17 protein-coding genes and 1 pseudogene are annotated in these 23,149 nt (G+C 68.4%); 9 read left to right on the top strand and 9 right to left on the bottom strand.

The genetic code is table 11. The features are described 5' to 3' along the window. Positions 1 to 8: 8 nt before the first annotated feature. Entirely contained in the window at positions 9 to 404 is a 396-nt protein-coding gene (locus ABT004_RS03675) for a carboxymuconolactone decarboxylase family protein (RefSeq protein ID WP_351331196.1), read from the top strand. Between the two features lie 72 nt (positions 405 to 476). Here ABT004_RS03675 and ABT004_RS03670 read toward each other — a convergent pair whose 3' ends face one another. Beyond that, complete coding sequence (locus ABT004_RS03670; protein ID WP_351331195.1) at positions 477 to 1,961, bottom strand: aldehyde dehydrogenase family protein; 1,485 nt, start codon at positions 1,959 to 1,961, stop codon at positions 477 to 479. A 321-nt stretch (positions 1,962 to 2,282) separates the two neighbouring features. On the opposite strand from ABT004_RS03670, the gene ABT004_RS03665 reads away from it, so the two are divergent. From ABT004_RS03665 to ABT004_RS03650, 4 genes are all read left to right on the top strand, one after another. After that, positions 2,283 to 3,626 carry an MFS transporter gene (locus tag ABT004_RS03665; RefSeq protein ID WP_351331194.1) on the top strand — a complete coding sequence of 448 codons (1,344 nt, stop codon included), beginning with the start codon at positions 2,283 to 2,285 and terminating at the stop codon, positions 3,624 to 3,626. Continuing rightward, a complete protein-coding gene (locus ABT004_RS03660; RefSeq protein ID WP_351331193.1) occupies positions 3,623 to 4,375 on the top strand; it encodes an N-acyl homoserine lactonase family protein in 753 nt (250 codons plus the stop codon). The genes ABT004_RS03665 and ABT004_RS03660 overlap by 4 nt, the downstream gene beginning before the upstream one ends. 36 nt (positions 4,376 to 4,411) lie before the next feature. Continuing rightward, entirely contained in the window at positions 4,412 to 6,022 is a 1,611-nt protein-coding gene (locus tag ABT004_RS03655; protein ID WP_351331192.1) for a class I adenylate-forming enzyme family protein, read from the top strand. 78 nt (positions 6,023 to 6,100) lie between these two features. Then, positions 6,101 to 7,987 (top strand): alpha/beta hydrolase domain-containing protein, encoded by a 1,887-nt coding sequence (locus ABT004_RS03650; RefSeq protein WP_351331191.1) that lies wholly within the window; start codon positions 6,101 to 6,103, stop codon positions 7,985 to 7,987. Between the two features lie 74 nt (positions 7,988 to 8,061). Here ABT004_RS03650 and ABT004_RS03645 read toward each other — a convergent pair whose 3' ends face one another. Both ABT004_RS03645 and ABT004_RS03640 read right to left on the bottom strand, forming a co-directional pair. Continuing rightward, a complete protein-coding gene (locus ABT004_RS03645; protein ID WP_351331190.1) occupies positions 8,062 to 9,102 on the bottom strand; it encodes an NAD(P)-dependent alcohol dehydrogenase in 1,041 nt (346 codons plus the stop codon). A 42-nt stretch (positions 9,103 to 9,144) separates the two neighbouring features. Further along, positions 9,145 to 10,560: an aldehyde dehydrogenase family protein gene (locus ABT004_RS03640; protein WP_351331189.1), complete on the bottom strand. Its 1,416-nt coding sequence runs from the start codon at positions 10,558 to 10,560 to the stop codon at positions 9,145 to 9,147. A 269-nt stretch (positions 10,561 to 10,829) separates the two neighbouring features. Between ABT004_RS03640 and ABT004_RS03635 the strand changes: the two genes are divergently transcribed. Both ABT004_RS03635 and ABT004_RS03630 read left to right on the top strand, forming a co-directional pair. Further along, complete coding sequence (locus ABT004_RS03635; RefSeq protein WP_351331188.1) at positions 10,830 to 11,987, top strand: CaiB/BaiF CoA transferase family protein; 1,158 nt, start codon at positions 10,830 to 10,832, stop codon at positions 11,985 to 11,987. A gap of 81 nt (positions 11,988 to 12,068) precedes the next feature. After that, positions 12,069 to 13,252 (top strand): annotated as a pseudogene (locus ABT004_RS03630) (CaiB/BaiF CoA transferase family protein). A 29-nt stretch (positions 13,253 to 13,281) separates the two neighbouring features. Here ABT004_RS03630 and ABT004_RS03625 read toward each other — a convergent pair. After that, the gene (locus tag ABT004_RS03625; protein ID WP_351331187.1) at positions 13,282 to 14,349 is read right to left on the bottom strand and encodes an MBL fold metallo-hydrolase; all 1,068 of its coding nucleotides are present in this window, start codon (positions 14,347 to 14,349) and stop codon (positions 13,282 to 13,284) included. A 228-nt stretch (positions 14,350 to 14,577) separates the two neighbouring features. On the opposite strand from ABT004_RS03625, the gene ABT004_RS03620 reads away from it, so the two are divergent. Both ABT004_RS03620 and ABT004_RS03615 read left to right on the top strand, forming a co-directional pair. Beyond that, positions 14,578 to 16,083: an MFS transporter gene (locus tag ABT004_RS03620; RefSeq protein ID WP_351331186.1), complete on the top strand. Its 1,506-nt coding sequence runs from the start codon at positions 14,578 to 14,580 to the stop codon at positions 16,081 to 16,083. A gap of 271 nt (positions 16,084 to 16,354) precedes the next feature. Next, positions 16,355 to 17,083, top strand: coding sequence for a zinc-binding dehydrogenase (locus tag ABT004_RS03615; RefSeq protein ID WP_351331185.1), 729 nt, complete (start codon positions 16,355 to 16,357; stop codon positions 17,081 to 17,083). A 74-nt stretch (positions 17,084 to 17,157) separates the two neighbouring features. On the opposite strand, the gene ABT004_RS03610 is transcribed toward ABT004_RS03615, so the two are convergent. From ABT004_RS03610 to ABT004_RS03590, 5 genes are read right to left on the bottom strand one after another with little or no spacing between them, the layout of a single operon-like run. Further along, positions 17,158 to 17,937, bottom strand: a complete 780-nt coding sequence (locus ABT004_RS03610) for an IclR family transcriptional regulator (RefSeq protein WP_351331184.1) — start codon at positions 17,935 to 17,937, stop codon at positions 17,158 to 17,160. Between the two features lie 38 nt (positions 17,938 to 17,975). Further along, the gene (locus tag ABT004_RS03605; protein ID WP_351331183.1) at positions 17,976 to 18,722 is read right to left on the bottom strand and encodes an enoyl-CoA hydratase/isomerase family protein; all 747 of its coding nucleotides are present in this window, start codon (positions 18,720 to 18,722) and stop codon (positions 17,976 to 17,978) included. Further along, positions 18,719 to 20,314, bottom strand: a complete 1,596-nt coding sequence (locus ABT004_RS03600) for a class I adenylate-forming enzyme family protein (RefSeq protein ID WP_351331182.1) — start codon at positions 20,312 to 20,314, stop codon at positions 18,719 to 18,721. Before ABT004_RS03600 ends, ABT004_RS03605 begins: the two co-directional genes overlap by 4 nt. Positions 20,315 to 20,348: 34 nt before the next feature. Further along, the gene (locus tag ABT004_RS03595; RefSeq protein WP_351331181.1) at positions 20,349 to 21,527 is read right to left on the bottom strand and encodes an iron-containing alcohol dehydrogenase family protein; all 1,179 of its coding nucleotides are present in this window, start codon (positions 21,525 to 21,527) and stop codon (positions 20,349 to 20,351) included. A gap of 4 nt (positions 21,528 to 21,531) precedes the next feature. Then, positions 21,532 to 22,614, bottom strand: a complete 1,083-nt coding sequence (locus ABT004_RS03590) for a zinc-binding dehydrogenase (RefSeq protein ID WP_351331180.1) — start codon at positions 22,612 to 22,614, stop codon at positions 21,532 to 21,534. Positions 22,615 to 23,149: the final 535 nt, after the last annotated feature.

Here is a 23,149-nt window from a genome sequence, read left to right as displayed (position 1 = left end):
GACGGCACATGGACACCGCTGACGCCGCGAACACCAAGGCCACCGGCCGCCGGATCATGAACGAGCTCATGGGCGACGGCTACGTGGAGAAGAAGGACCAGAACCGCAACAGCTTCAACGACGTCATCCAGGACTACTCCGAGGATGTCTGCTTCGGCCGAATCTGGGCCCGTGACGGCATCGACCGCAAGACCCGCAGCATCATCAACCTCTCGGTGCTCACCGCGCTGGGCCGACCCGCACAGCTCGCCCATCACGTCGAGGGCGCCCTCCGCAACGGGGCGACAGTCGACGAGATCAAGGAAATCCTGCTCCAGACCGCGGTGTACTGCGGCCTTCCCGCCGCCGGAGAGGCCTTCAAGGTGGCGGAGGGCGTGCTGCGGGCCGAGGGCCATCTCGACTGACCACGCCTTACGGTCTCCATGACGAAAGCGGCGGCGGGTGCCATGCACCCGCCGCCGCTTCGCGTGCCGTGCTCAGGCCAGCTGAGACACCACCGACTTGGTCTCCAGGTAGTTCTCCAGCGCCTCCGGGCCGCTCTCCCTGCCCCAGCCCGACTGCCGGTAGCCACCGGCAGGCATGTACGCCCCGCCCGCACGGTGCACGTTGATGCCGACGCGACCCGCCCGCAGCCGACGCGCCACCGAGTGGGCCAGCGCGCCGTCACGGGTCCACACGCTGGAGGCGAGCCCGTACGAGCTGTCGTTGGCCAGCGCGACAGCCTCGTCGGTGTCGGAGAACGGCATGATGCCGAGCACCGGGCCGAAGATCTCCTCGCGCATGACGGTCATCGACTGGTCGACATCGACCAGGACGGTGGGCTCGAAGAAGAAGCCCTCCTCCCCGACCCGCTTGCCGCCACTGACGATCCGGGCACCGTCCGAGACACCACGGCCGACGTATCCCGACACCCGGTCGAGCTGCTTCTGCGAGATGAGCGGGCCGAGTTCCGCGGTGGGGTCGGATCCTGCGCCGAGGCGCATCGCGGCGCCGATCTCCGCCACGCCACGCACTACCTCGTCGAACACGGACTCGTGGACGAACAGCCGGGTACCGGCGGCGCAGACCTGGCCGGAGTTCCAGAAGACGGCCGAGGCCGCTCCGGGGATGGCCGCCTTGAGGTCGGCGTCGCCGAACACGATGACCGGGGACTTGCCGCCGAGTTCGAGCGACAGCTTCTTCATGTTGCCGGTGGCCGCTTGCACGATGAGGCGGCCAACCTCAGTCGACCCGGTGAACGACACCGTGTCGACGTCCGGGTGTTCGGTGAGCGCGGCACCGGCGCGCTCACCAACTCCCGTGACGACGTTGACGACCCCGGCCGGGACGCCGGCCTCTAGCAGCAACTGTCCGAGCCAGAGGGAGGTCAGCGGCGTCTCCTCGGCGGGCTTCAGCACACAGGAACAGCCGGCCGCCAGCGCGGGCGCGAGCTTCTTGGCCGCCATGCTCAACGGGGCGTTCCACGGTGTGATGAGCCCGGCCACCCCGACCGGCTCGCGCAGGGTGTACCCCTGGACGCGGCGGTCCGCGGGGCCGAGGTCGACGGTGCGGCCGTGGATCTTGTCCGCCCACCCCGCGTAGTAGCGGAACTGGGAGGCGGCCTCGAGGACCATGCTCTTTGCCTGGCCGACCGGCAGACCAAGGTTGAGGCTCTCAAGGCGTGCGAGGTCGTCGGCGCGCTCGCGCATGAGGTCGCTCACACGCCAGAGCACGGCGCCGCGGTCGGCACCGGACAGGCCGCGCCACCGGCTCTCTTCGAAAGCGCGGCGGGCTGCCGCCACCGCCGCGTCGACGACCTCCGCGCCGCCGTCGGGGACGGCCGCGACGGCCTCCCCCGTACTGGGGTCGAACACCGGGGTTGTGGCCGTCGTAGGACACGTCCACTCCCCGTCGATGAGCATGGGGATGGGCTCGTCGCCCTGGTGCAGCTGTCGGGGCCAGACGGTCGTAGGTGCGGACATCGCTGTCGCCAAACCTTCCAGAAACGTGGCGCCATATGACGCGGACGCCATCACCGGGCGAATCAATAGTTCCTATTTCAGAACACTCGACCGCCATTATGAAACGCGCCGGAGGCGGACTGTCAACGCCTCCAGCCCCCGGTCGTCGCGACCTCCGGGGTCGCGCGAAGTATTGACCACCACCCACCGGCGCGGTTAAGTTCCCGCCAGTGGTTCCTAAATCCACATTACAGTTCCCATATACGAACCGCCATGAACCACGGATGCGCCGCCCTTCCACCCACCTCGCTCTCAATGACGAGCATTCGAGGAGTCGGTCCGATGGCCACACAAAGTCTTGAACCGTCCGCGTCGACGGACCAGAAGCCGGTGAAGATGCGCAAGGTGGCCGCGGCCAGCTTCATGGGCACCGTCATCGAGTTCTATGACTTCGGCATCTACGCCACCGCCGCAGCGCTGGTCTTCGCCGATACGTTCTTCCCCGCCCTCGGCGAGCACGCGGGCACCGTCGTCTCGTACGCGACCCTCGGCGTCGCCTTCGTCGCCCGGCCGGTGGGCTCCATCGTGTTCGGGCACTTCGGCGACCGCCTCGGGCGCAAACGCACCCTCATCGCCACCATGTCGATCATGGGCGCGGCCACCGTGCTGATCGGCCTGCTGCCCACCGCGGCCGCCATCGGCGTCGCCGCGCCCATCGCGCTCGTCGTGCTGCGGATCGCCCAAGGACTCGCAGCCGGTGGCGAGTGGGCGGGTGCCGCGCTGTTCACCTCCGAACACTCGCCGCAGGGCCGTCGAGGCTTCTGGGCGATGTTCACCAACCTCGGCGGCGCGTTCGCCAACATCCTCGCACTGGGTACGTTCCTGATCACGGGCCTGTACATGAGCGACGAGACATTCGCCTCCTGGGGCTGGCGCCTGCCGTTCGTGCTCAGCTTCCTGCTCGTCGCCGTGGGCCTCTTCATCCGGCTGCGGATCGAGGAGACACCCGCCTTCGAGGCGCAGGCCAAGCGCCCCCGGCCGGACAGCGACGGCCTGCCGTTCAAGGACGCGGTCGTCAATCAGTGGAAGGAAATCCTGCTCGGCGCGGGCTCGTTGGTGATGGCCTTCTCGCTCGGCTACATCGGCATCGCGTTCCTCACCAACTACGGCACCGCCACACTGGATCTGCCGCGACCTCAGGTGCTCGGCGCCGGCATGTTCGGCAATCTGCTGAACTGCCTGGCCATCATCGCGGGCGGTATCCTGACCGATCGCTTCGGACGTCGGAGGGTCCTGCTCATCGCCAACATCGCGGGCATCCCATGGGCGTTGGCCCTGTTCCCGGTTCTGGACACCGGCGCGATCGGCGCCTTCTGGATCGGCATGTCGGTGACATTCCTGATCGCCGGTGTCGGATTCGGTGTCGCTGGATCGTTCCTGTCCGAGCTCTTCCACACCCGCTACCGCTACACCGCCGCCGGGCTGTCCTACAGCCTGGCCGGGGTGCTCGGCGGAGCCGTACCGCCGCTGGTGGCGGCGACCCTGATCGACGGATTCGGCAGCCTCGTCTTCGGCGTCTTCCTCGCCGTGTACTGCCTCGTCGGTCTGCTCTGCACGCTCGCCCTGCGCGAGACCCGCCACCGTGAACTCACCGAGCCGCCGCTGCACGCAGGAGAGACCGCATGACACCCACCACCATCACCGCCTTGTCCGTCGGCCGCGTCTTCGGACTGCACAAGCCGTCGCTCACGTACACACGGGGATGGGGCGAGACCCTCGACATCCCGCTCATCATGTTCGTGATCCAGGGCGCCGGCGCCCCAGTGATCGTCGACACCGGCGCCGACTTCGACCGTGCCGTGACACACCACGGGATCAGGATGGAGCAGTCCCCCGAGGAACACCCGGAAGCGGCACTCAGGGAGTTGGGCGTGGATCCCGGGGACGTCGGTGTCGTCATCAACACCCACCTGCATTGGGACCACAGCTCGAACAACCACCTGTTCCCGAACGCCCGGATCGTCATCCAGCAGCGCGAGATCGACTACGCGAGCGATCCGGTGCCGTGGCACCGTCGCCAGTTCGAGCACCTGCCGGATCTGAGCGCCGCGTGGCGTCGTGCCGAGGACAGGATCGACGCGATCGACGGCAACGCCGAGATCGCGCCCGGCATTTCGGTGGTACATCTCCCCGGGCACACGCCCGGATCGCAGGGCGTCGTCGTCGAGACCGGAACGACGCGCTACCTGTTGGCCGGCGACTGCATCGACCTCTACGAGAACTGGGAGGGCGACGCGGAGAACGACCACATCCCGTCCGGCTTCTTCACGGACATCGTGGCGTACAAGAACAGCCTCGACCTGATCGAGAAGCTGGGCTGCGAGGTCGTCCCGAGCCATGACCCGCTCGTGGTCGAACGTCGCGACTTCCGTTGATGCATGAGGTGATTCGTGAGGGCTGGAGAGACACGGATGGACGACAACGTCGCACCCTGGGGGCGCGAGATCGTGGTCGAACGGGCAGGCGGCGTGCCGTATCGCCTGTACGATCCGCGCACGCGACGTGTGGCATCACTCCTCGACCATGCCGAGCGCTGGGCCGACCGCATTCATGCCGTACAGGGCGATGTGCGCCTCGACTTCGGCGAGTTGCGAGAGGCGGTCCAGCGCAAGGCGGCCGTGCTCCGGCAGCAGGGGATCGGTCCCGGTGACAGGGTCGCGCTGCTGGGGTGGAACGGGCCCGACTGGGTGGTCAACGTGTGGGCGGTCTGGTGGCTGGGAGCCGTTCCCGTGCTGGTCAACTCCTGGTGGAGCACGCGTGAGATCAAGCACGCCTTCGACCAGTTGCAGCCCCAGGCGGCACTGGCCGACTCCCGCCTGGCGCGGAAACTGCTCGCCGGTACCGTCACCGCCCCCTGGTCGACGCCGGCGATCATCGACGAGCCACTACCGGAGCGCGCCGAGGGCGACGATGAGAACGAACCGGCGCTGATCCTGTTCACCTCGGGCAGCACCGGATTCCCCAAGGCCGTGGTGCTGTCGCACCGCTCGATCATTTCGGGCCTGCACGCGCTGCTGGCCGTCACCAAACGTCTCCCCCAGGACCTCGGGGCCACCCCTGCGAGCGTCGCCCTGCATACTGCGCCGCTGTTCCACGTCGGCGGTGTGCAGACCTTGGTGCGCTCCGTGGTCGTCGGCGAGACGCTCGTTTTCCCGGAAGGCCGGTTCGACCCCGCGGGTGCGATGGACCTCATCGCCGCGCACGGAGTGACGCGATGGAGCGCCGTCCCGACGATGGTCGGCAGGCTGCTCGACGCCCGGGCGGAGCGCCCCGTCGACCTCGGCAGTCTGCGGTCCCTGACGCTCGGCGCGGCACCCGCACACCCCACGCTGTATCAACGCATCCGCGACGAACTGCCGTCCGTGCAGGCGCGGATCGCCACCGGCTACGGGCTGACCGAGAACGGCGGCCAGGCCACGGCTGCCACCGGCCGTGACACACGTGACCGCCCCGGAGTCTGCGGGATTCCGCTGCCCACCGTCGAGATCACCTTCGGCGAGCGGTCGGCGAGTGGCGACGGTGAGGTACTGGTCCGCGCGGCCTCGCAGATGCTCGGGTACTTCGGGGAGCCCGACGGCCCGATCGATGCCGAGGGTTGGCTGCACACCGGCGATCTGGGCCACCTGGACGAGGACGGCTACCTGTGGGTGACCGGACGCAGCAAGGACCTCATCCTTCGAGGTGGCGAGAACATCGCCCCGCTCGCGGTCGAGCGCGCGCTCGTCGGAGTCGAGGGCGTTCTCGACGCGGCGGTGCTCGGCCTTCCACACGCCGATCTGGGCGAGGAGGTGGCCGCGGTCGTAGTCGTCGACGAAGCCACTTCCGCCAGACCGGACCTCGACGAGTACGCCGCCGGCGCACTGCGTTCGGTCCTGGCGTCCTTCGCGGTGCCGACGCGCTGGCGCTTCCAGACCCACGAGCTTCCCGCTCTCGGCTCGGAGAAGGTCGACAAGCACGCTCTCGCCGCGGAACTCACCGCAGGAGAAACCCCAGTAGACGCCCGCGCCGCGACGGGCTCGTAGGCGAGGCCGCGGCGGCGCGCACAGCACCGGCCACCGGCGGAACCGCCCCGCACTGGTCATTCACAGAGGAAGGACCACATGCCCTCATCGGAATCGTCCACTCCTGAATCTCCACCAGCAGGCCCGCACCCGACGCACTCCCGGCGCTCCGTCCTCATGGCCTCGTCGGGAATGGCCTTCGCGGCCCTGGGCGTGCCCCTGTCGGTAGCGTCGGTGGCCGTCGCCGACGGTCCCAGCGCCCACAGACGCGGGGCGAGGGTACTCACGCCCTCGGTGAAGGGCCCCATCCCCTTTGACGCTCCGGGCAGCCCCGGACGCAACTACCCTTTCTTGGCGACTGATGTCGACCTGGCGGGGCGCGGGTACGTACTGGAGGAGTTCTTCTTCTCGGGTTCGGCGAACTCGTACGACCTCCCGGTCCCGACAGTCAAGAACGACCCGCCCCTGCCCACCGCCGACAGAGTGGTGTCGACGCATCCGTACACGACCCGGATGGTGATCCACCGCCCCGCCGACCCCGCCAAGTTCAACGGCACCGTGTTCGTCGAGTGGACCAACACCACCGCCAATTACGAGGTGCCGATCTGGTGGCAGCGCAACCACGAGTTCCTCATCCGCGAGGGCTACGGCTACGTGGGGGTCGCGGCGAACCAGTGGGGCGTGCACGCGGACCCGCACGGCCTCAAACACTGGAGCCCGGAGCGGTACGCGTCGCTCGACATCCCGCTCGTCCTGATCAGCGGTGCGACGGAGGTCGACCCGATCCGTCATGACGACCAACTCTCGTACGACATCTTCGCGCAGGCCATGAAGGCGGTGAAGGCCGTCCCACGTGTCATGGGCACCATGCCGGTGCGGCATGTCATCGCCGGCGGCCATTCCCGCTCCGCCGTACATCTCGGTGTGTACCTCAACGCCGTGCATCCCCGGGCCCCGATCGCTGATGGAGTGATGCCGCTCATCGCCGGCCGCCAGGTGCGCCCCGCTCTGGACATCCCGGTGATGAAGGTCCTGTCCGAGACCGACTTCGTCGGCATGTACGACGAGTGGACACAGAACACCGCCCGCCAGCCGGACACCGACCGGTTCCGTACCTGGTGGATGTCGGGCACCACCCACGGCGACCTCCAAAGCAGCCTCGCGGGCGCGGCAACCACGGCCCGCGACCTCGGCGACCAGCAGCCCGCGCCAGCCGACTGCGATCTGCCGGGTCTGAGCCGTGTCCAGTCCCATCACGTCGTTTCCGCCGCCATGGCCGCGATGGTCCGCTGGATCACCGACGGAGTGCCACCCGCCCACTCACCGCTGCCCGAGTTCACCACCACTCCCCCGGGCCTGGTCCGCGACGAGCACGCGAACGGCCTGGGCGGGATCCGCCTGGCCACCTTCGACGTGCCGGTGGCGACGGACCGGGGCACCACATCCTGCGCCAATCACTTGGTCGGAACTCATGTCCCGTTCGACGATGCGACATTGCGGAAGCTCTACCCGGCTCACGACGACTACGTCGCTGCCGTCGTGAAGGGACTGCTCCGCAACGTCAGGGACGGTTTCCTGCTGAAGGAGGACGCGACTGTTCTCGCGGAACAGGTCCGGGCGTCGATCGTCGGCACCGGCCTGGCCACCGGACCACTGATCACCAGTATCGGGGACTTCACGACCAATCCCTCGATCAGTATCCTCCGCGACCACACGCAGCTCTACTACTTCCGCAACGGTGCGCCATTGCTCGCCACTCTCGACCGCGCTGTCACCGCTGCTGCAGAGGGCTACACAGCGCACCGGCACGGAGATCGCGCTGTCCGGCGGGAGGCGTTCACCAAGGCCGTCGGACTTGTACGCAAGTACCGCGAGGAGACGTCCCGAATGCCCCACGAGGGCCGGGCCGACCCGGCGACCTCCGCGCTTCTCGTCCGCTACGCCGACACACTGATCGACAAGCTCGCCGCCGAGCGGGACAAGTAGTACCCCGAACGACAGCCGGCCCGGCACACCCCTCACGAGGTGTGCCGGGCCGGTCGCCATTGGTGTCACAACGGTCAGGTCGCGGCGATCGTCGCGGTGTCGAGCACGAACCGGTACCGCACGTCGCCCGCCGTCAGCCGGTCGTACGCCGTATCCAGTTCCTTCGCCGCGATCACCTCCACCTGGGCCGTGATCCCGTGCTCGGCGCAGAAGTTGAGCATCTCCTGCGTCTCGGGCATGCCACCGCTCATCGAGCCGACCAGCTTCCGCCGGTTGGTCAGCAGGGTGTACGGGTCGATCCGCAGCGGCTCCTCGGGGACACCGAGGTTGACGAACGTACCGTCGAAGTCGAGCAGATCGAGGTGGGCGGTGAGGTCGAAGTTCGAGGGGACCGTCGACACGATGAGGTCGAACGAGTCCTTCATCGCCGCCAGGTCACCGGTCGTACGGAATGCGTCCGCACCGAGCCGTTCGGCGTCGGCGCGCCGGTCCTCCGTGAGTTCGAGGACCGTCGTGTGCGCGCCGAGGGCGTGCGAGATCTGTACTCCGATGTGGCCGAGCCCGCCGAAGCCCAGGATGCCGACCCGCTTGCCGGGCCCCGCGCCCCACAAACGCAACGGCTGGTACATCGTGATGCCGGCACACATCAGAGGTGCGGCGGCCTTCAGCGGCAGTGAGTCCGGGATGCGGGCAACGAATCGCTGATCGGCCACGGTGCGTTCGCTGTATCCGCCGAGCGTGACCTGACCGTCCCGGCCGACCCCGTTGTAGGTCAGCACCTTGCCGCGGCGGCAGTACGACTCCTGGCCCGCCCGGCACACCGCGCACTCCCGACAGGAGTCGACCAGGCAACCGATGCCGACATGGTCGCCGATGGCAAGTCCGGTGACCTCGGCGCCGATTTCGCGGACGATCCCGGCGATCTCGTGGCCCGGGACGATCGGGTAGCGGGTGTGCCCGAACTCGGCGCGGGCATGGTGGACGTCGCTGTGACAGACACCGGCGTAGGCGATGTCGATGAGGACGTCCGTCGGACCGACGTCACGGCGCTCGATGGTGACAGTGCTGAACGGGTCGCTCGGACCGGCCATGGCCCGGGCCTGTGCGGTTATCAACACTCGCTCCTTTCAAGGATGTTGGTCCGTGCTCATGGGTTTTCAGCTGATGAGGGACTGGTACTCGAGGTACTCCTCGATGCCGTACCGGCCCATCTCGCGGCCGACGCCCGAGAGTTTGAGACCACCGTGCGGAGCGCGCATGTCGATGGGGGCGCCATTGATGCGCACGCGTCCGGTGCGGATGCGTCGTCCGATCCCGCGGGCCCGCTCGGGGTCGGCGGACCAGACGCCGCCCGCGAGGCCGTAGTCGGAGTCGTTTGCGATCGCGACAGCGTCGTCCGCGTCCTCGTACGGGATGATGACGTTTACGGGGCCGAAGACCTCCTGCCGCGCCAGCGTGTCCTGGTTGGTGCCGCTGAAGACGGTCGGCCGCACGTAGTAGCCGCGGTCGAGGTGGTCGGGTGCCTCGGGGCCGCCGGTGACCAGCTTCATCCCCTCGTCGATGCCCGTCCGGATGTAGCCGCGGACGCGCTCGCGCTGGGCGTCGGAGACCACGGGGCCGAGGGTCGTCGCCTCGTCGAAGGGGTCGCCCATGACGAACGTCGCGGCCTTGGCCGCGGCGATCTCCTCGGCCTCGGCGAGGCGCGAGCGTGGCACGAGCGTGCGCGAGAGGCCGCCGCAGACCTGGCCCGCGTTGCGGAAGGCGTCGGTGAGCCCGTCCGTGATCGCCTTCTCCAGGTTGGCATCCTCAAGGATGATGTTGGCGGACTTGCCGCCGAGCTCAAGGGCCACGCGCTTGACGGACCGGGAGGCGAGCTCCATCACGCGGCTACCGGCGCGCACCGAGCCCGTGAGCGAGACGAGGTCGATCAGCGGGTGGGTCGCGATCGCTTCACCGATCTCCGGGCCAGGGCCACTGACGACATTGAACACACCGTCCGGCAGGCCTGCTTCGGCGGCCGCCTCGGCGAAGACGAACGAGCTCAGCGGCGCGACCTCAGTCCCCTTGAGCACCATGGTGCAGCCCGCCGCGAGGGCGGCGCCCGCCTTCAGCGTGATCATCCGCATGGGACCGTTCCACGGGGTGATCGCTCCGGCCACACCCGCCGGGATGCGCCGGACGATGGTGTTGTCGAAGCGCTCCTCCCAGAGGACGTCCTTGATGGCCGCCGCCGCGATGCGCAAGTCGTTGATGGGCGTGGCGACATGCGAACTGCGCGCCAGCGCGATCGGCGTGCCGATCTCCCGTACGGTCGACCGCGCCAGCTCCTCGGCCTTCGCTTCAAGGATGTCGGCGATGCGGGTAATCACCGCGGTCCGCTCCTCCAGCGAGGTACGCGACCAGGTCTCGAACGCCTTGGCGGCGGCCTGCGCCGCACGGTCGACGTCGGTGGTGTGGCCCCGTGGCACCGTAGCGATCGGCTCCTCGGTCGCCGGGTTGACGACGGTGAGCACCCCGGTGCCCGCCGACTCGACCCACTTGCCGTCGATGAAGATCGCGTCCCGCTCGATCACGACTCTCTCCCTCGCGCGAGCACCACCGAGGCCGTTGCAACGCGCATCGTCGGTGATCGCATATACGAACCAGTGTCCCTTATTACGATTGAGAAGCTACAGCTGGCCGCCACACCAGGTCAATGGGTTGTCCGAGGAACGCCCGGCCGACAACACCGGAAAACGCTCCGGCCCCATTGACAGCCCCAGCCGGGTCCAACTTACGCTGCGCCGTAATGACGTCCCAGTGGTCGCATATACGGCCTTGGTCGATCGTGGAGGAGTACGGGATGGATTCCGGCCCGCTCACCGGCCTCCGGGTCATCGAGATCGCCGGACGCGGGCCAGGCCCCTTCGCCGGCATGCTGCTGTCCGACATGGGCGCCGAGGTCCTCAGGGTGGATCGGCCGAATCCGCCACCCCGGCCGCAGGCACCCGACCACCGCTTGGAGCTGTACAACCGCGGGCGGCGCTCCGTGATCGTGGACCTCAAGCACGAGCAGGGAACAGAGACCGTGCTGCGGCTCGTCGAGCAGGCGGACGCGATCTACGAGGGGTACCGGCCCGGCGTCGCCGAACGCCTCGGCATCGGCCCGGACGCATGCCTGGAGCGCAATCCGCGGATCGTCTACGGGCGCGGGACCGGCTGGGGCCAGTCGGGCCCGCTGGCACACACCGCCGGGCACGACATCAACTACATCGCATTGGCTGGGGCGTTGGACCCCATCGGGCACGCAGGGGGGCCACCTGCGATCCCACTCAACTTGATCGGCGACTACGCAGGCGGCGGCATGATGCTGGCCTTCGGAATCGTCTGCGCCCTGCTTGAGGCACGCGTCTCCGGCCAGGGCCAGGTCGTCGACGCCGCCATGATCGACGGGGCGTCGCTGCTGATGACGCTCTTCCATGGCCGCCGAATGATGGGTACCTGGAACGACGAACGCGGCACGAACTACGTCGACTCCGGCGCGCCGTTCTACAACGTGTACGAGACCAAGGACCACCGGTACATCGCCATCGGCGCGATCGAGCCGAAGTTCCAGGAGGCACTGTTCGACGCCATCGGCCTGAACCGCGACGGCATCACCGTTCCGGTCTCGCCGGTCGACCGCACCGAGTGGCCCGAAACCCGGCGCAGGCTGGAGGAGGTGTTCGCCACCCGGAACCGGGAGGAGTGGACCGCGCTGCTCGCTGACGTGGACGGCTGCTTCTCTCCGGTCCTCGGCCTCGGTGAAGTCGCCGGCCATCCGCACCACGAGGCGCGCGACGGGTTTCCGAAGCTCGGCGGCATACCGCAACCCGCCCCCGCCCCGCGGTTCGGCCGGACCCGGCCCACACTCAGGACCGGCCCGCCGGCTCCCGGAGAACACACCCACAAGGCGCTCGCCGACTGGGGTTTCACGGCGGAAGAACTGCGCACGCTGGACCGCGCGCATGTGATCCGCTAGCCCGCCGGCCGACTGATCCGCCGGCCCGCATCACCCACGCGCAAGCCATCGCGCTTACGCCCGATGTGACGGAGGCTGTGCATGACCGCCCTCGAAGGCGTGAAGGTGATCTGTGTCGGACAGTTCTACTTCGCCCCGTACTGCACCATGCTGATGGCCCGCCTCGGCGCCGATGTCATCAAGGTCGAAGCCCCTCAGGGCGACCCCTACCGGCGACTGCCGACCGTCGATGACGACGGTTACCCCATCCAGTTCCGCTTCCTGAACTCCGGCAAGCGCACCATCCGTCTCGACCTCACCAAGCCCGACGGCGCCGACATCCTGCGCGACCTCGTCAAAGGCGCCGACGTCCTCGTACAAAACCTCTCACCCGGCGCCATGGACCGCTTCGGCCTCGGCTACGACCAGCTCAGCGAGATCAACCCCCGCTTGATCATGGCCACGGGCACCGGCTTCGGCTCCTTCGGCCCCTACGCAGGCGAATCCGCCATGGACCTCACCATCCAGGCACGTAGCGCCATCATGTCCACCACAGGCTTCCAAGACGGTGCCCCGTACGCACCGGACCCTCGATCGTCGATTTCGTGGCAGGCACCCACGCACTCGCAGGGGTGCTCGCGGCACTCGTCCAGCGAACGACCACGGGACGCGGGCAGCACGTCGAGGTGGCCCTCCAGGATGCGGTCGTCCCGTCCCTGACATCCAATATCGCCGGACTGCTCAGCAAGAACACCACCTTCGAACGCACCGGCAACCGCCACGGGGCCATGGCCGTCGCCCCCTACAACGCCTACCGGACGGCCGACGGTTGGGTCGCCCTACTGTGTCCCACCGAGGCACACTGGCAGCGCCTGCGCGCGCAGTTGAACGACCCAGCCGCCGACGACCCACGGTTCGCCACCATGACCGACCGCGCCGCACACATGGACGACCTCGACGAGATCGTGGAGCGCTGGACCCTCACGCACACCAAGAACGACCTCACGCGACTGCTCGGCGACCTCAAGATTCCGTGTGCGCCGGTGGTGACTCTGCCGGAGCTCCTGGACGACCCGCACGTCCAGGCTCGCGGCGTCCTGCGCACCGTCGAGGACGAACAAGGCTCCTTCATGACCCTCGGCAGCCCCCTCTTTCTCTCCGACTCCCCCATGGTCGAACCAACCCGGCCCGGCGGCCTCGGCGAACACACCGACCAAGTCCTCACCGAAGAACTCGGACTGTCCACCGACCGCATCACCGCGCTACGTGACACCGGAGTCATCTGACCGCCGTGCACGGGCCGCACGGACCACGCCTACGAGCGGCCGACCATGGCGGCAGCCCAACGCTCCGGCCTGGCCCCGACGCACCTGATCCGTCCGAGTTCGCCCAGCCGCCGCAGGTGCGCCGAGGTCTCGGCGAGCGCGGAGCGCAGCGAGCGTGGCGTGAACGTGGCGAAGTCCCGTGCCCAGGAAACCGACTCCGCCACCTTCCACACCGTGTCATGTCCAAGCGCGACGGCGCGCTCGATCTCCGCCAGTCGCTCGTCGTGGTGCTGCCGCAAGAAGTCGAGTCGACCAGACAGCCGGTCGAAGGGCCACTCGTGGCCGGGGAGCACCAGCGTGTGATCCCGAATAGATCCCAGACGCCCCAGAGAGCCCAAGAAGTCCCGCAACGGATCGGGGTCCGAACCGGGCCGACGCGCGACGTTCGGTGTCACCTTCGGGAGGATGTGGTCACCCGTCAGCAGCAGGTTCCGGTCACGCTCGTGGAAGCACAGATGTCCCGCGGTGTGGCCAGGGGTGTGCACGGGGATCAGGGCCCCCTCAGTCCCGGGAACCGGCACACCCTCCTGGAGCTCCACGTCCGGCGCCGTCGTGGGCAACACCGCGTCGAGTGCCCGAAGTTCACCATCCAGTTCGGCGAGCAGGGGCCCGGGTACACCGCACTCCTGCAGCCAGTCCGCGATCTCCGCCCGCCGGGCTCGTCGCTCCTCTGCATCGACCTGGATCTGCGTGCGCTCGCCCAGGTGCGTCCCGATCCATGCCGACGTCCGTTCCCGGATCCGGGAAGCGAGCCCGTAGTGGTCGGGATGGGCATGCGTAGCTACGACACCCTTCACCTCGTCCAGGCTCGCACCAGCGCGCTCGAGCCCGGCGAGAAGGGAATGCCACGCCACATCCGAGTCCCAGCCGAGATCGACGACGACGATCCCGTCCGGATAGCGCAGCGCGTAGGAGTACGAGTAGGCCAGCGGGCTGGGAAACGGCACCGCCGTCGCCCAGACCCCGCCCGCGACGGCGAATCCTTCGATCCGTCGCGTGGGCCGTTCCTCGGGGCGTCGGTACGCCTCGGCGATGTCATCCTGCGCCGACGTTGGCATCACACCTCACAGTTCGCGATACCGAATATACAATCGCTATTACGCACGTTCACGATAGGTGGCGCCCACACTCATGGTCAACGCGCACAAGCGCCGTTCCGCAACCCCTCCATGAAGCCACCCTCCCCGCACATGCTAATGTCGAGTTCGTATTCACGAACTAACATTCTCAAATACGCACCGGGCTGATCGGTGATGACGTCCAGCGATGGAAGGAACGCCCGCAGCATGACCGGGTTCCACAAGAAGACGCGCCAGGGCAAGGAATCTCAACCACGCACCCTCCTGGCCTCGTTGATGTTCACGGCACTCTCAGTCTCTGTGATCAGCACATTGGGCGCCCCCATGGTCCCGACCATCGCCCGTGAGCAACAGGTGTCACTGAGCGCCGCCCAGTGGGTTCTGACCGCGACATTGCTCGCTGGGGCGATCGCCGGTCCCATCCTCGGCCGCCTTGGGGACGGCCCGCGCCGGAAGGGTGCCATTCAAGGAACGCTCGTGAGCGTGTTCGCCGGGAGCGTTCTGGCGGCGCTTGCCCCGTCGTTCGGTCTACTGCTGGCGGGACGCGCGCTGCAAGGCCTCGGCATGGGACTGATGCCGCTGACCATCGCCGTGGCCCGGGACCATCTCCCGGAGTCACGGATGCGCTCGGGAATCGCGGCGCTCTCCATCACGACGTCGGTCGGCGCGGGCCTCGGCTACCCCGTGACGGGCCTGATCGCCCAACACCTCGACTATCGAGCGGGATTCTGGTTCGCAGCGCTGCTCAGCGCCGCCGCGCTCATCGTGGTCACCCGCGTGACACCAGCCGGCTCCTCGGTCCCCCAGCGTCCCCTCGACATCATCGGGGCTACTCTGCTGTGCACGGGCCTGGCCGCGATCCTGCTGGCACTGAGTCAGGGAGAGGCCTGGGGAGTGACATCAGCTGCAACGCTAAGCTGCTTCGGCGCCGGCGCCGTGGTCCTCGCCTTGTGGATCGTGCAGGCGCTGCACGCCCGGCACCCGCTGGTCGACATCCGGCTGCTGCGCAACCGTGCGGTCCTGGCGGCCAACACGACCGCGCTGCTCATGGGCATCGGCATGTACGGGGTCCTGTCGCTGATCAACCTCTTCACACAGGTTCCCACCGAGGCCGGTTACGGTTTCCATCTCTCGCTCACCGCCACCGGACTCGTCCTGATGCCGATGTCCCTGGGGAGCATCACCGCCAACCGGGCCGCTTCGGCACTGGTGTCACGCATCGGGCTCTACCGTGTGCTGCCGCTGGGCGCGCTGGTCGTCTGCGTCGACCTGCTACTGCTCGCCCTGTGGCGCGAGCACGTCGCCGTCCTCGTCATCGGCACGTTCCTGCTCGGCACCGGTGTGGGTGCCGCGTACGCGGTGATGCCCATCCTGATCGTTCGCCACGTCCCGCCGTCCGAGACCGGCAGCGCGACGAGCTTCAACCAGGTACTGCGCACGGTCGGCGGCTCCGTCGGCAGCGCCGCGATCTCGGCGATCATGCTCACCTACACGCCGTCTTCCGGCGGCACTCCCGACGGCACCGCGTACACGACGGCCTTCCTCGTCACCGCGGCGGCGTCGTTCCTCGGCGTCGTAGCGGCGGTCGTGCTCCCCCGTGGCCCGTCGATGCAAACCTCGGACCCGAACTACCGCTCTCCCCAGCCGGATTCATACCGGCCGTCCTCGAACTCCTCTCCGAACCGGGTCTCCCCCATCGACACCGAGGTGTAGGTCACAGGGCAGTGGGGCGGCGAGCAAACGCATTCCCGGGGGCTGCTCACACATGCGAAGTGCTACAAGGAGGAAGACATGAAAGCGATCGGTCATGTCAAATTCGGTGGCCCGGAGGTGCTGCACCAGGTCGAGTTGCCCGACCCGGCACCCGCCCCTGGGGAGGTGCGGATTCGGGTACGCGCCGCCGCCGTCAGTCCCACCGACACATCGCGCCGGTCCGGTGCGCGCGGACGAGATGCGGGACCAAGAGATGCCATACGTACCCGGCATGGAACTGGCCGGGGTGTTGGAGGAGATCGGCCCCGGCACCGACACCGGCCTGTCAGTGGACGACCACGTGATGGGCATCGTCTTTCCACTCGGCTCGCACGGCGCCTACTCGGAGCAGATCACGCTGCCCGCCGACTCCGTGACCCGGACGCCCGCGGGTGTGGACGACATCGCCGGGTCGACCCAGCCAATCACCCTGGACGAGCTGGAGTTGACACCTGGGCAGACCGTCGCGGTGACCGGTGCCGCCGGCATGTACGGCGGATACGTGATTCAGCTGGCGAGGGCGGAAGGGCTACGGATGGTGGCCGATGCCGCGGACAAAGACCGGGAACTGGTCGAACAGCTCGGCGCCGACGTCGTCGTGCCGCGCGGCGACGACGTGGCCGCCCACTTCCTGACTGCGACGCCGGGAGGAGTCGACGGGCTTGCCGACGGCGCGATACTGAACGAGAAAGTGGTCGGCGCGGTGCGCCCGGGCGGACGGCTGGTCACGGTGCGCCACTATGTGGGAGAGCCGGTTAACGGTGTGACCTTCCATCCAGTGCGAGTCCGCCACTATGTGCGTGACTGGCCCAAGTTGGACCGGCTGCGCGAGCTGGTCGAGGCGGGCAAGGTGACACCCCGGGTGGCCGATACCTACCCGGCAGCCGAGGCCGCCGAGGCACACCGTCGCCTGGCACGAGGCGGCACCCGGGGCCGACTCGTGCTCACATTCGGCGATTGACGGATACACCCACCAGTGCAAATCGACCCCGACCGGGATTGCTCACACGGTCGGGGTCGAAGGCCGCACCCGGGTCAGATCGGTTCCCTGGCCGACACCTTGTGCGACCCCCAGGAGTCGACATGCTTGAGGAGCGTCTTGCGCAGCTTCGCCTCGCGGGACTTCATCGCGGAGGCCTGGCCGATGAGGATCGCCGCGCCGACACTCTCCCCCGTCTGATTGCGTACAACGGCGGCGAGGGCTTGCTGCGCACCGTGGTGGCGAAAGTTCTTGGCCACTCGGCTCTTGCTGATGTCGGCCAACTCGGCGAGGAATTCCGAGACGAGTTCCGGGTTCTCCGCCTGCTGTCGCCGCAGATAGGACTCACGCTCGACATCGGGGCGTGCCACCAACAGGGCTTTGCCGCCGGCGGTGTTGAGGAGAGCCCGCCGAATGTTGCTACGGGCGGCGAATCCGGTCAGCGCGTCCGTGCCCGACTCGCCGATGTAGATGAGGTGATCGCCGGCCTCGACGCCCAGGAAGACGGTGAGGCCGGTCGCCTCGTGCAGGGCGTCCAGATCCGCTTGTGTCACCTGCCCTGCGCGGATGTGACCGCTGGCCAGGGTGAGGCCGTACACCGCCGGGCCGAGGTAGAAGCGGCGGTTGTCCTCGTACAGCCACCCCTTGGCCTGCAGGCCCCGGATGAAGCCGTGCACCGAGCTCTTCGGGGCGCCCAGCGCCCGGGCGATCTCGGCGAAGCCGATGCCCGGGTGATAGACGACCTCTTCCAGGATCTGGGTCACCCGGTCGATGGTCCGGTGGTTCTTGGGGCCGGTGTCGTCGGAAGCGTCGGGAGCTGAAGACGTGTCTGTCACGCGTCCAAATGTAGTGGAACTCGACCTGGAATTCATAATTACGAACTCGTAAAGTGCGGCTGCCGCTTCTCGACGGAGGCGGCGATCCCTTCGGCGAAGTCCGCCGTCCCCAGCAGTGCGGCCTGGGCGTTCGCCTCGATGTCGAGGGCCGCCGACACCTCGGCCACCATTGCACGACGCATCGTGGCCCGGATCGCCGGCAGCGACAGGGGCGCGGAGGCTGCGATCTGCGTGGCGAAGTCGATGGCCTCGGTGCGCGGATCATCGGCGACCCGGTCGACCAGCCCCAGCCCGGCGGCTTCCTCGCCGTTGACGGAACGCCCGGTGTAGAGCAGTTCCAGCGCACGCTGCTGGCCGAGAGTCCTCGGCAGGGTCACGCTCAGGCCGAAGCCGTGGTGGAAACCGAGCCGGGCGAAGTTGGCGGTCAGGCGGGCATTCGGGGCCGCGACCCGGAAGTCCGCGGCCATGGCGAGGCCGAGTCCGCCGCCGACCGTGGCGCCGTGCAGGGCGGCGACGACCGGCTTGCGCCCGGAGAAGATCCGCAGGGCCTGCCGGTAGAACCGGCGGATCCCCCCGGCTCCGATGCCGCGCAGGTCGACACCCGCGCAGAAGTGCTTGCCCTGGGCGGCCAGGACGATGCACGAGACGTCGTCGTCATCGTCGTAGGCCAGGAGCGCGTCGGCCAGTTCGGTCAGTGACTTCTCGTCGACGAAGTTGTGGGGCGGTCGGTTCAGCTCCAACAGGGCCACCCGGTCGGCCACTTGCTCGCGCACGATGTCGTTCATGATCCGTCCCCTGCCTTCACAGTCAGTGCCGCGCGGGCCTCTTCCGCGAGCGACTTCTTGTCGATCTTGCCGGAGTGGTTGGTCGGCAGCGTCTCTTCCCGTAGATCCCACCGGGTCGGGACGGCGAAGGACGAGAGCCGTGAGCGGAGTTCCTCGCGCAGCCGCTGCTCCGTCAGGCCGTTCTCGATGGCGATCACGGCCATCACTTCTTCGCCGAGGTCGGGGTGCGGGACTCCGAACACGGCGGATTCGACCACCCCGGGGACCCCCGCGAGCGCCTCCTCGACGGCGGCCGGGGCGATGTTCTCGCCGCCGCGGATAATCATGTCCTTGGCCCGTCCCGTGATCCACAGGTAGCCGTCGTCGTCGATGTGCCCGAGGTCGCCGGTGTGCAGCCAGCCGTCGCTGTCGATGGGTGACTCGTCCAGGCCGAAGTACCCGACCATCTGAGTGGGGCTCTTCACCAGGATCTCGCCGTCCCCGACGTCAGCGGATTCCAGAATCTTCAACTCGACGCACGGCAGGGGTCGTCCGCTGGTTCCAGGCAGTCGTGTGGTGTCCTTGCCGGATGCCGCGGTGGCCTGACCGCCGTTCTCGGTGAGGCCGTAGCCCGTGGGCACCCTCGGTTCGACACCGGGCAGTCCGGCTCGCAGTCGGTCCAGGAACTCGCCGTGCACCGGGGCTCCGCCGACCGTGATCGAGCGCAGCGACGTCAGGTCCCGGCTGTGTACGTCGGGGTGCTCGAGGACGCGGGCAACCATCGTCGGCACGGCGCTCCAGCGGCTGATCCCCCACTCCTCGACGAGCCGCAGCGCCTCCCCCGCGTCGAACTTGCCGGACGGCATGACCAGGGTGTCACCGACTGTGATGGCACGGATGAGTGTCTGGACACCACCGATGTGGAACATCGGCCCGGTGTGCAGGCCCGCGTCCCCCGTCGACGCGACGACCTGGTGCGGGAGCCGGCGCGTGATGTGCAGCAGCATGTGCAGTCCGGCCAGGAGCGAGCGATGCGAGAGCACCACCGCCTTGGGGCGGCCGGACGTTCCGGAGGTGAAGACGACGACGGCCGGCGCGTCCTCGTCCTCATCACCGCTTTCGACGGGGAGCGCGATCCGGGGGGCCGTGGCCGGGTCATCGCATGCCCAGCGCCCGGTCGGGGCGTCAGCCGGGAGATTCGCCGCGCCCCGCGCGTCGGCCAGGACCAGCTTGGGGCTCAACAGCGCCAGAGCATCGGCGAGTTCGGCCTTCCCCCACCAGGCGTTGGCGAGCACCGGCACCGCGCCGACCTCGACGCAGGCCCAGAAGTTGATGATCCACTCCGGGCTGTTCCAGCCGAGCAGAAGGACCTGGTCGCCACGTCCCAGGGCAATGCTCTGGAGTTCGGCCGCCTTGGCGGCGACCGCGTCGCGCAGACCCGCGAAGGTGACGACCTCGGCGCCTTGCGCGATGTGCGCCCGCTCGCCCCACCGATCGGCGAAGGCCAGCAGACCCGCGATGCTGCGCGGGCGGTCCTTGTACGTGCGGAAGGCGGTGCCCCGCACCGTCTCGACACCGATTTCTTCGCCCCATACGGGTGGCGTCGGGTTCATGTGGTCCTCCATACAGACTGATGGGCGGGTGCTGTTACCAGGCGTTGGACAGCACTGAGAGGGCTTGGACCCGGTCAGGGACCCGCGGCGCCGAGGTGAGGATCCAGTCGTCGAGGGCGTGGTCCACCGACTCGACCAGATCCGGTTGCGAGACACCGACGTCCCTCAGCCGCCCGGGAACGTCGAACACCTCCAACTGCCGCTGGATCTTCCCGATCACCGCGTCCGGCGTGTGGTCGGAGAGACCGAGGATTTCTGCAAGTTGGACGATCCGTGGAGCGATCGCGCCGCCGTTGAACCGGATGACGTGCGGCAGCAGGAGGGCCTCCACGACGCCGTTGGCCGCGGCCGAGCGAGGCCCGAGGGTGTGCGAGAGTGCCCGTGCCAGGCCCCCGTCGGTGTGGTCGCTGCCCTGGCCGCTCATCAGGGCGGCCAGCATGAGTTGCAGGCGCGGCCGGGCGCTGTCCGGATCGGTGCGCAACTGCGGGAGCCACGCCACCACCGTGCGCAGGGCGTGCGCCAGCTGCGCATCGGCCAAGGGATCGACCTGTCGCGACTGGAGGCCCTCCACAGCCATGGAGTACACGTTCAGCGCGGCCGCCCGAACGAGTCGTGACGGTGCGGTGAGCGCCATCGCCGGATCCAACACCACGCCTTGCGCCCGGGTCTTCGGGTCGTACAGGGCGAGGCGCTCTCCGGTGTCGGGGTCGCGTACCGCGCTTCCCGCCTTGGCGTACGCGGTCGTCGGGGTGCTCGGCACCACCCACTGGGGCAGCTTCGGCGCGGTCAGGCGCGGGCTGACCAGCCTGCCGCCCCTGTCGCGCCGGGTGCACAGTTCGCGGATGTCCCGGTTCTCGGCGAGCAGGACGGTCGCAGCCCGCGCGGTGACCACCGCGGAGCCACCGCCGACAGCGATCACGGCGTCCGCGTCGTGCTCGGCGAGGAAGTCCCGGGCCTGGCGCACGACAGGCAGTGGACTGTGCTCGGCGACGCCGTCGAACTGCCCCACCAGGTACTCACCCAGGACGTGTCTGACCCGGCCGAGGGCGTCGGCGTGCTTGACGATCGAGGGCCCGCACACGATGACCGCGCGTCGCGCACCGTGTCGGTCGAGTTCACGGGGAAGTGCGGCCAGAGCATCCTCACCGGCGAAGGTGCGGAACGCCGTTGCGGCATGGCGGAGTTGAGGGGCGGCTCCCAAGTCCTGGCTCATCGGCTCAGCCCCCGAGTTCGACAACGGCGCGACCGCGGACCTGGCCGCCGTGCAGTGCCTCGACGGCGTCGTTCAGTTCGTCCAGCGTGAACCGGTCGGTGACCAGGGCGCTCGGGTCGAAGCGTCCGTCACGGGTCCAGTCGACGAAGGTCTCGAAGTCGCGCGCCGGGGCACAACTGCCGCCTACACAGCCGAGCAGGCTCTTCTCCCCGTTCAGCAGGTCCATGCTGTTCAGCGGGAAGGGGGCCCGCGGGATACCCACGAGGACGTCCGCGCCGCCACGGATGCCTGCGCCCCGGATGCCGGGGCGTACGGAGGCGAGGCTCACCGGGATGTTCGTGCCGACGCCGGTGCAGTCGAAGGCATAGTCGACGCCCTGTGTGCCGTCGTCGTGCGGGGTGAGGGCGCGGATGGCCGCGACCGCGTCGGTCTTCTTGGCGTTGATCACCTCCGTCGCACCGAACTGTCGCGCCAGCTTCAGTTTGTCGTCGTCGACATCGACGGCGATGACCGGTGTGGCGCCCAGGATGGCGGCACCGGCGATCGCACAGAGCCCCACACCTCCGGCGCCCCAGATGGCGACGCTCTGCCCCGGGCGGACCTCGGCGCTGTTCATGACGGCTCCGGCCCCGGTCATCAGTGCGCAGCCGATGATCGATCCCAGGTCCTCGGGCGTGCCGTTCGGCGCCTTGACCACATACTGCTCGTCGACCACGGCGTGCGTGCCCCAGGTGAACGTGTTGTGTGTCTTGGCCACGTCCCCGCCGGCGAAGGCGAGCTGCGAGGGCACGGGTGGGCGGCCGTCGAGCGGCGACCGGGGAATCCAGGTGACCAGCACCTCGTCGCCGGGCGCCACGTAGTGCACCTGGTCACCCACGGCCGCCACCGTGCCGATCGATTCGTGTCCGAGCAACATCGGCTCGGTTCGTGAGTCGTCGTAGATCCGGTCCAGCTGACTGTGGCAGACCCCGAACGCCCGCTGCTCGACCGCGACTTCGTACGGCCCCAGCGCGTCCAGTGTGACGTCCCGGATCTCCAGCCGCCGCTGTCCGGGCGGAAGGACCGCGATGCGTGCGTCAAGGGTCATGACGGTTCAGCTCCTTCTTCTGTGCGGCCGCTCAGGCGCCGCCCATTCCGAGCAGAGAGTTCATAAATCCGAACCATGGTACGTATTTACAGTCGCGAGACTATGGGCGCCACCGTGCACTGTCAACGCCGAACCTGCCGCTACGCAACGGAAAACCCGCGCGCACAAGCGTTGACACACCCCAGGTCGAACCATACGGTCAATCGCAGATACGCCCTCTGGTTCGTATATCAGAACTCTCGTGGTCAGTGAAGGGTCACGACCCGCGGGATTCCCGACCGACGCTCGGCAGAGCGTGCGCGGCATGCGGCCGCACCCTGACCCGGCGACGACGCCGCGTCACCAACAGGGAGATGCAATGACGCACCCACAGGAACAGACACTCGGGCCGGTGGAGGCACCGGATCCGGAAGCCGAAACGAAGTCCCCTCCGGGCATGGGACGCGTCGCGACCGCGAGTTTCATCGGCACCGTCATCGAGTTCTACGACTTCGGCATCTACGGGACGGCCGCTGCGCTGGTCTTCCCCAAGGTG

This window comes from Streptomyces sp. NPDC002790 (genome assembly GCF_040295505.1).
Classification (GTDB): Bacteria; Actinomycetota; Actinomycetes; order Streptomycetales; family Streptomycetaceae; genus Streptomyces.
This window is presented reverse-complemented; position numbering and strand designations above follow the sequence as displayed.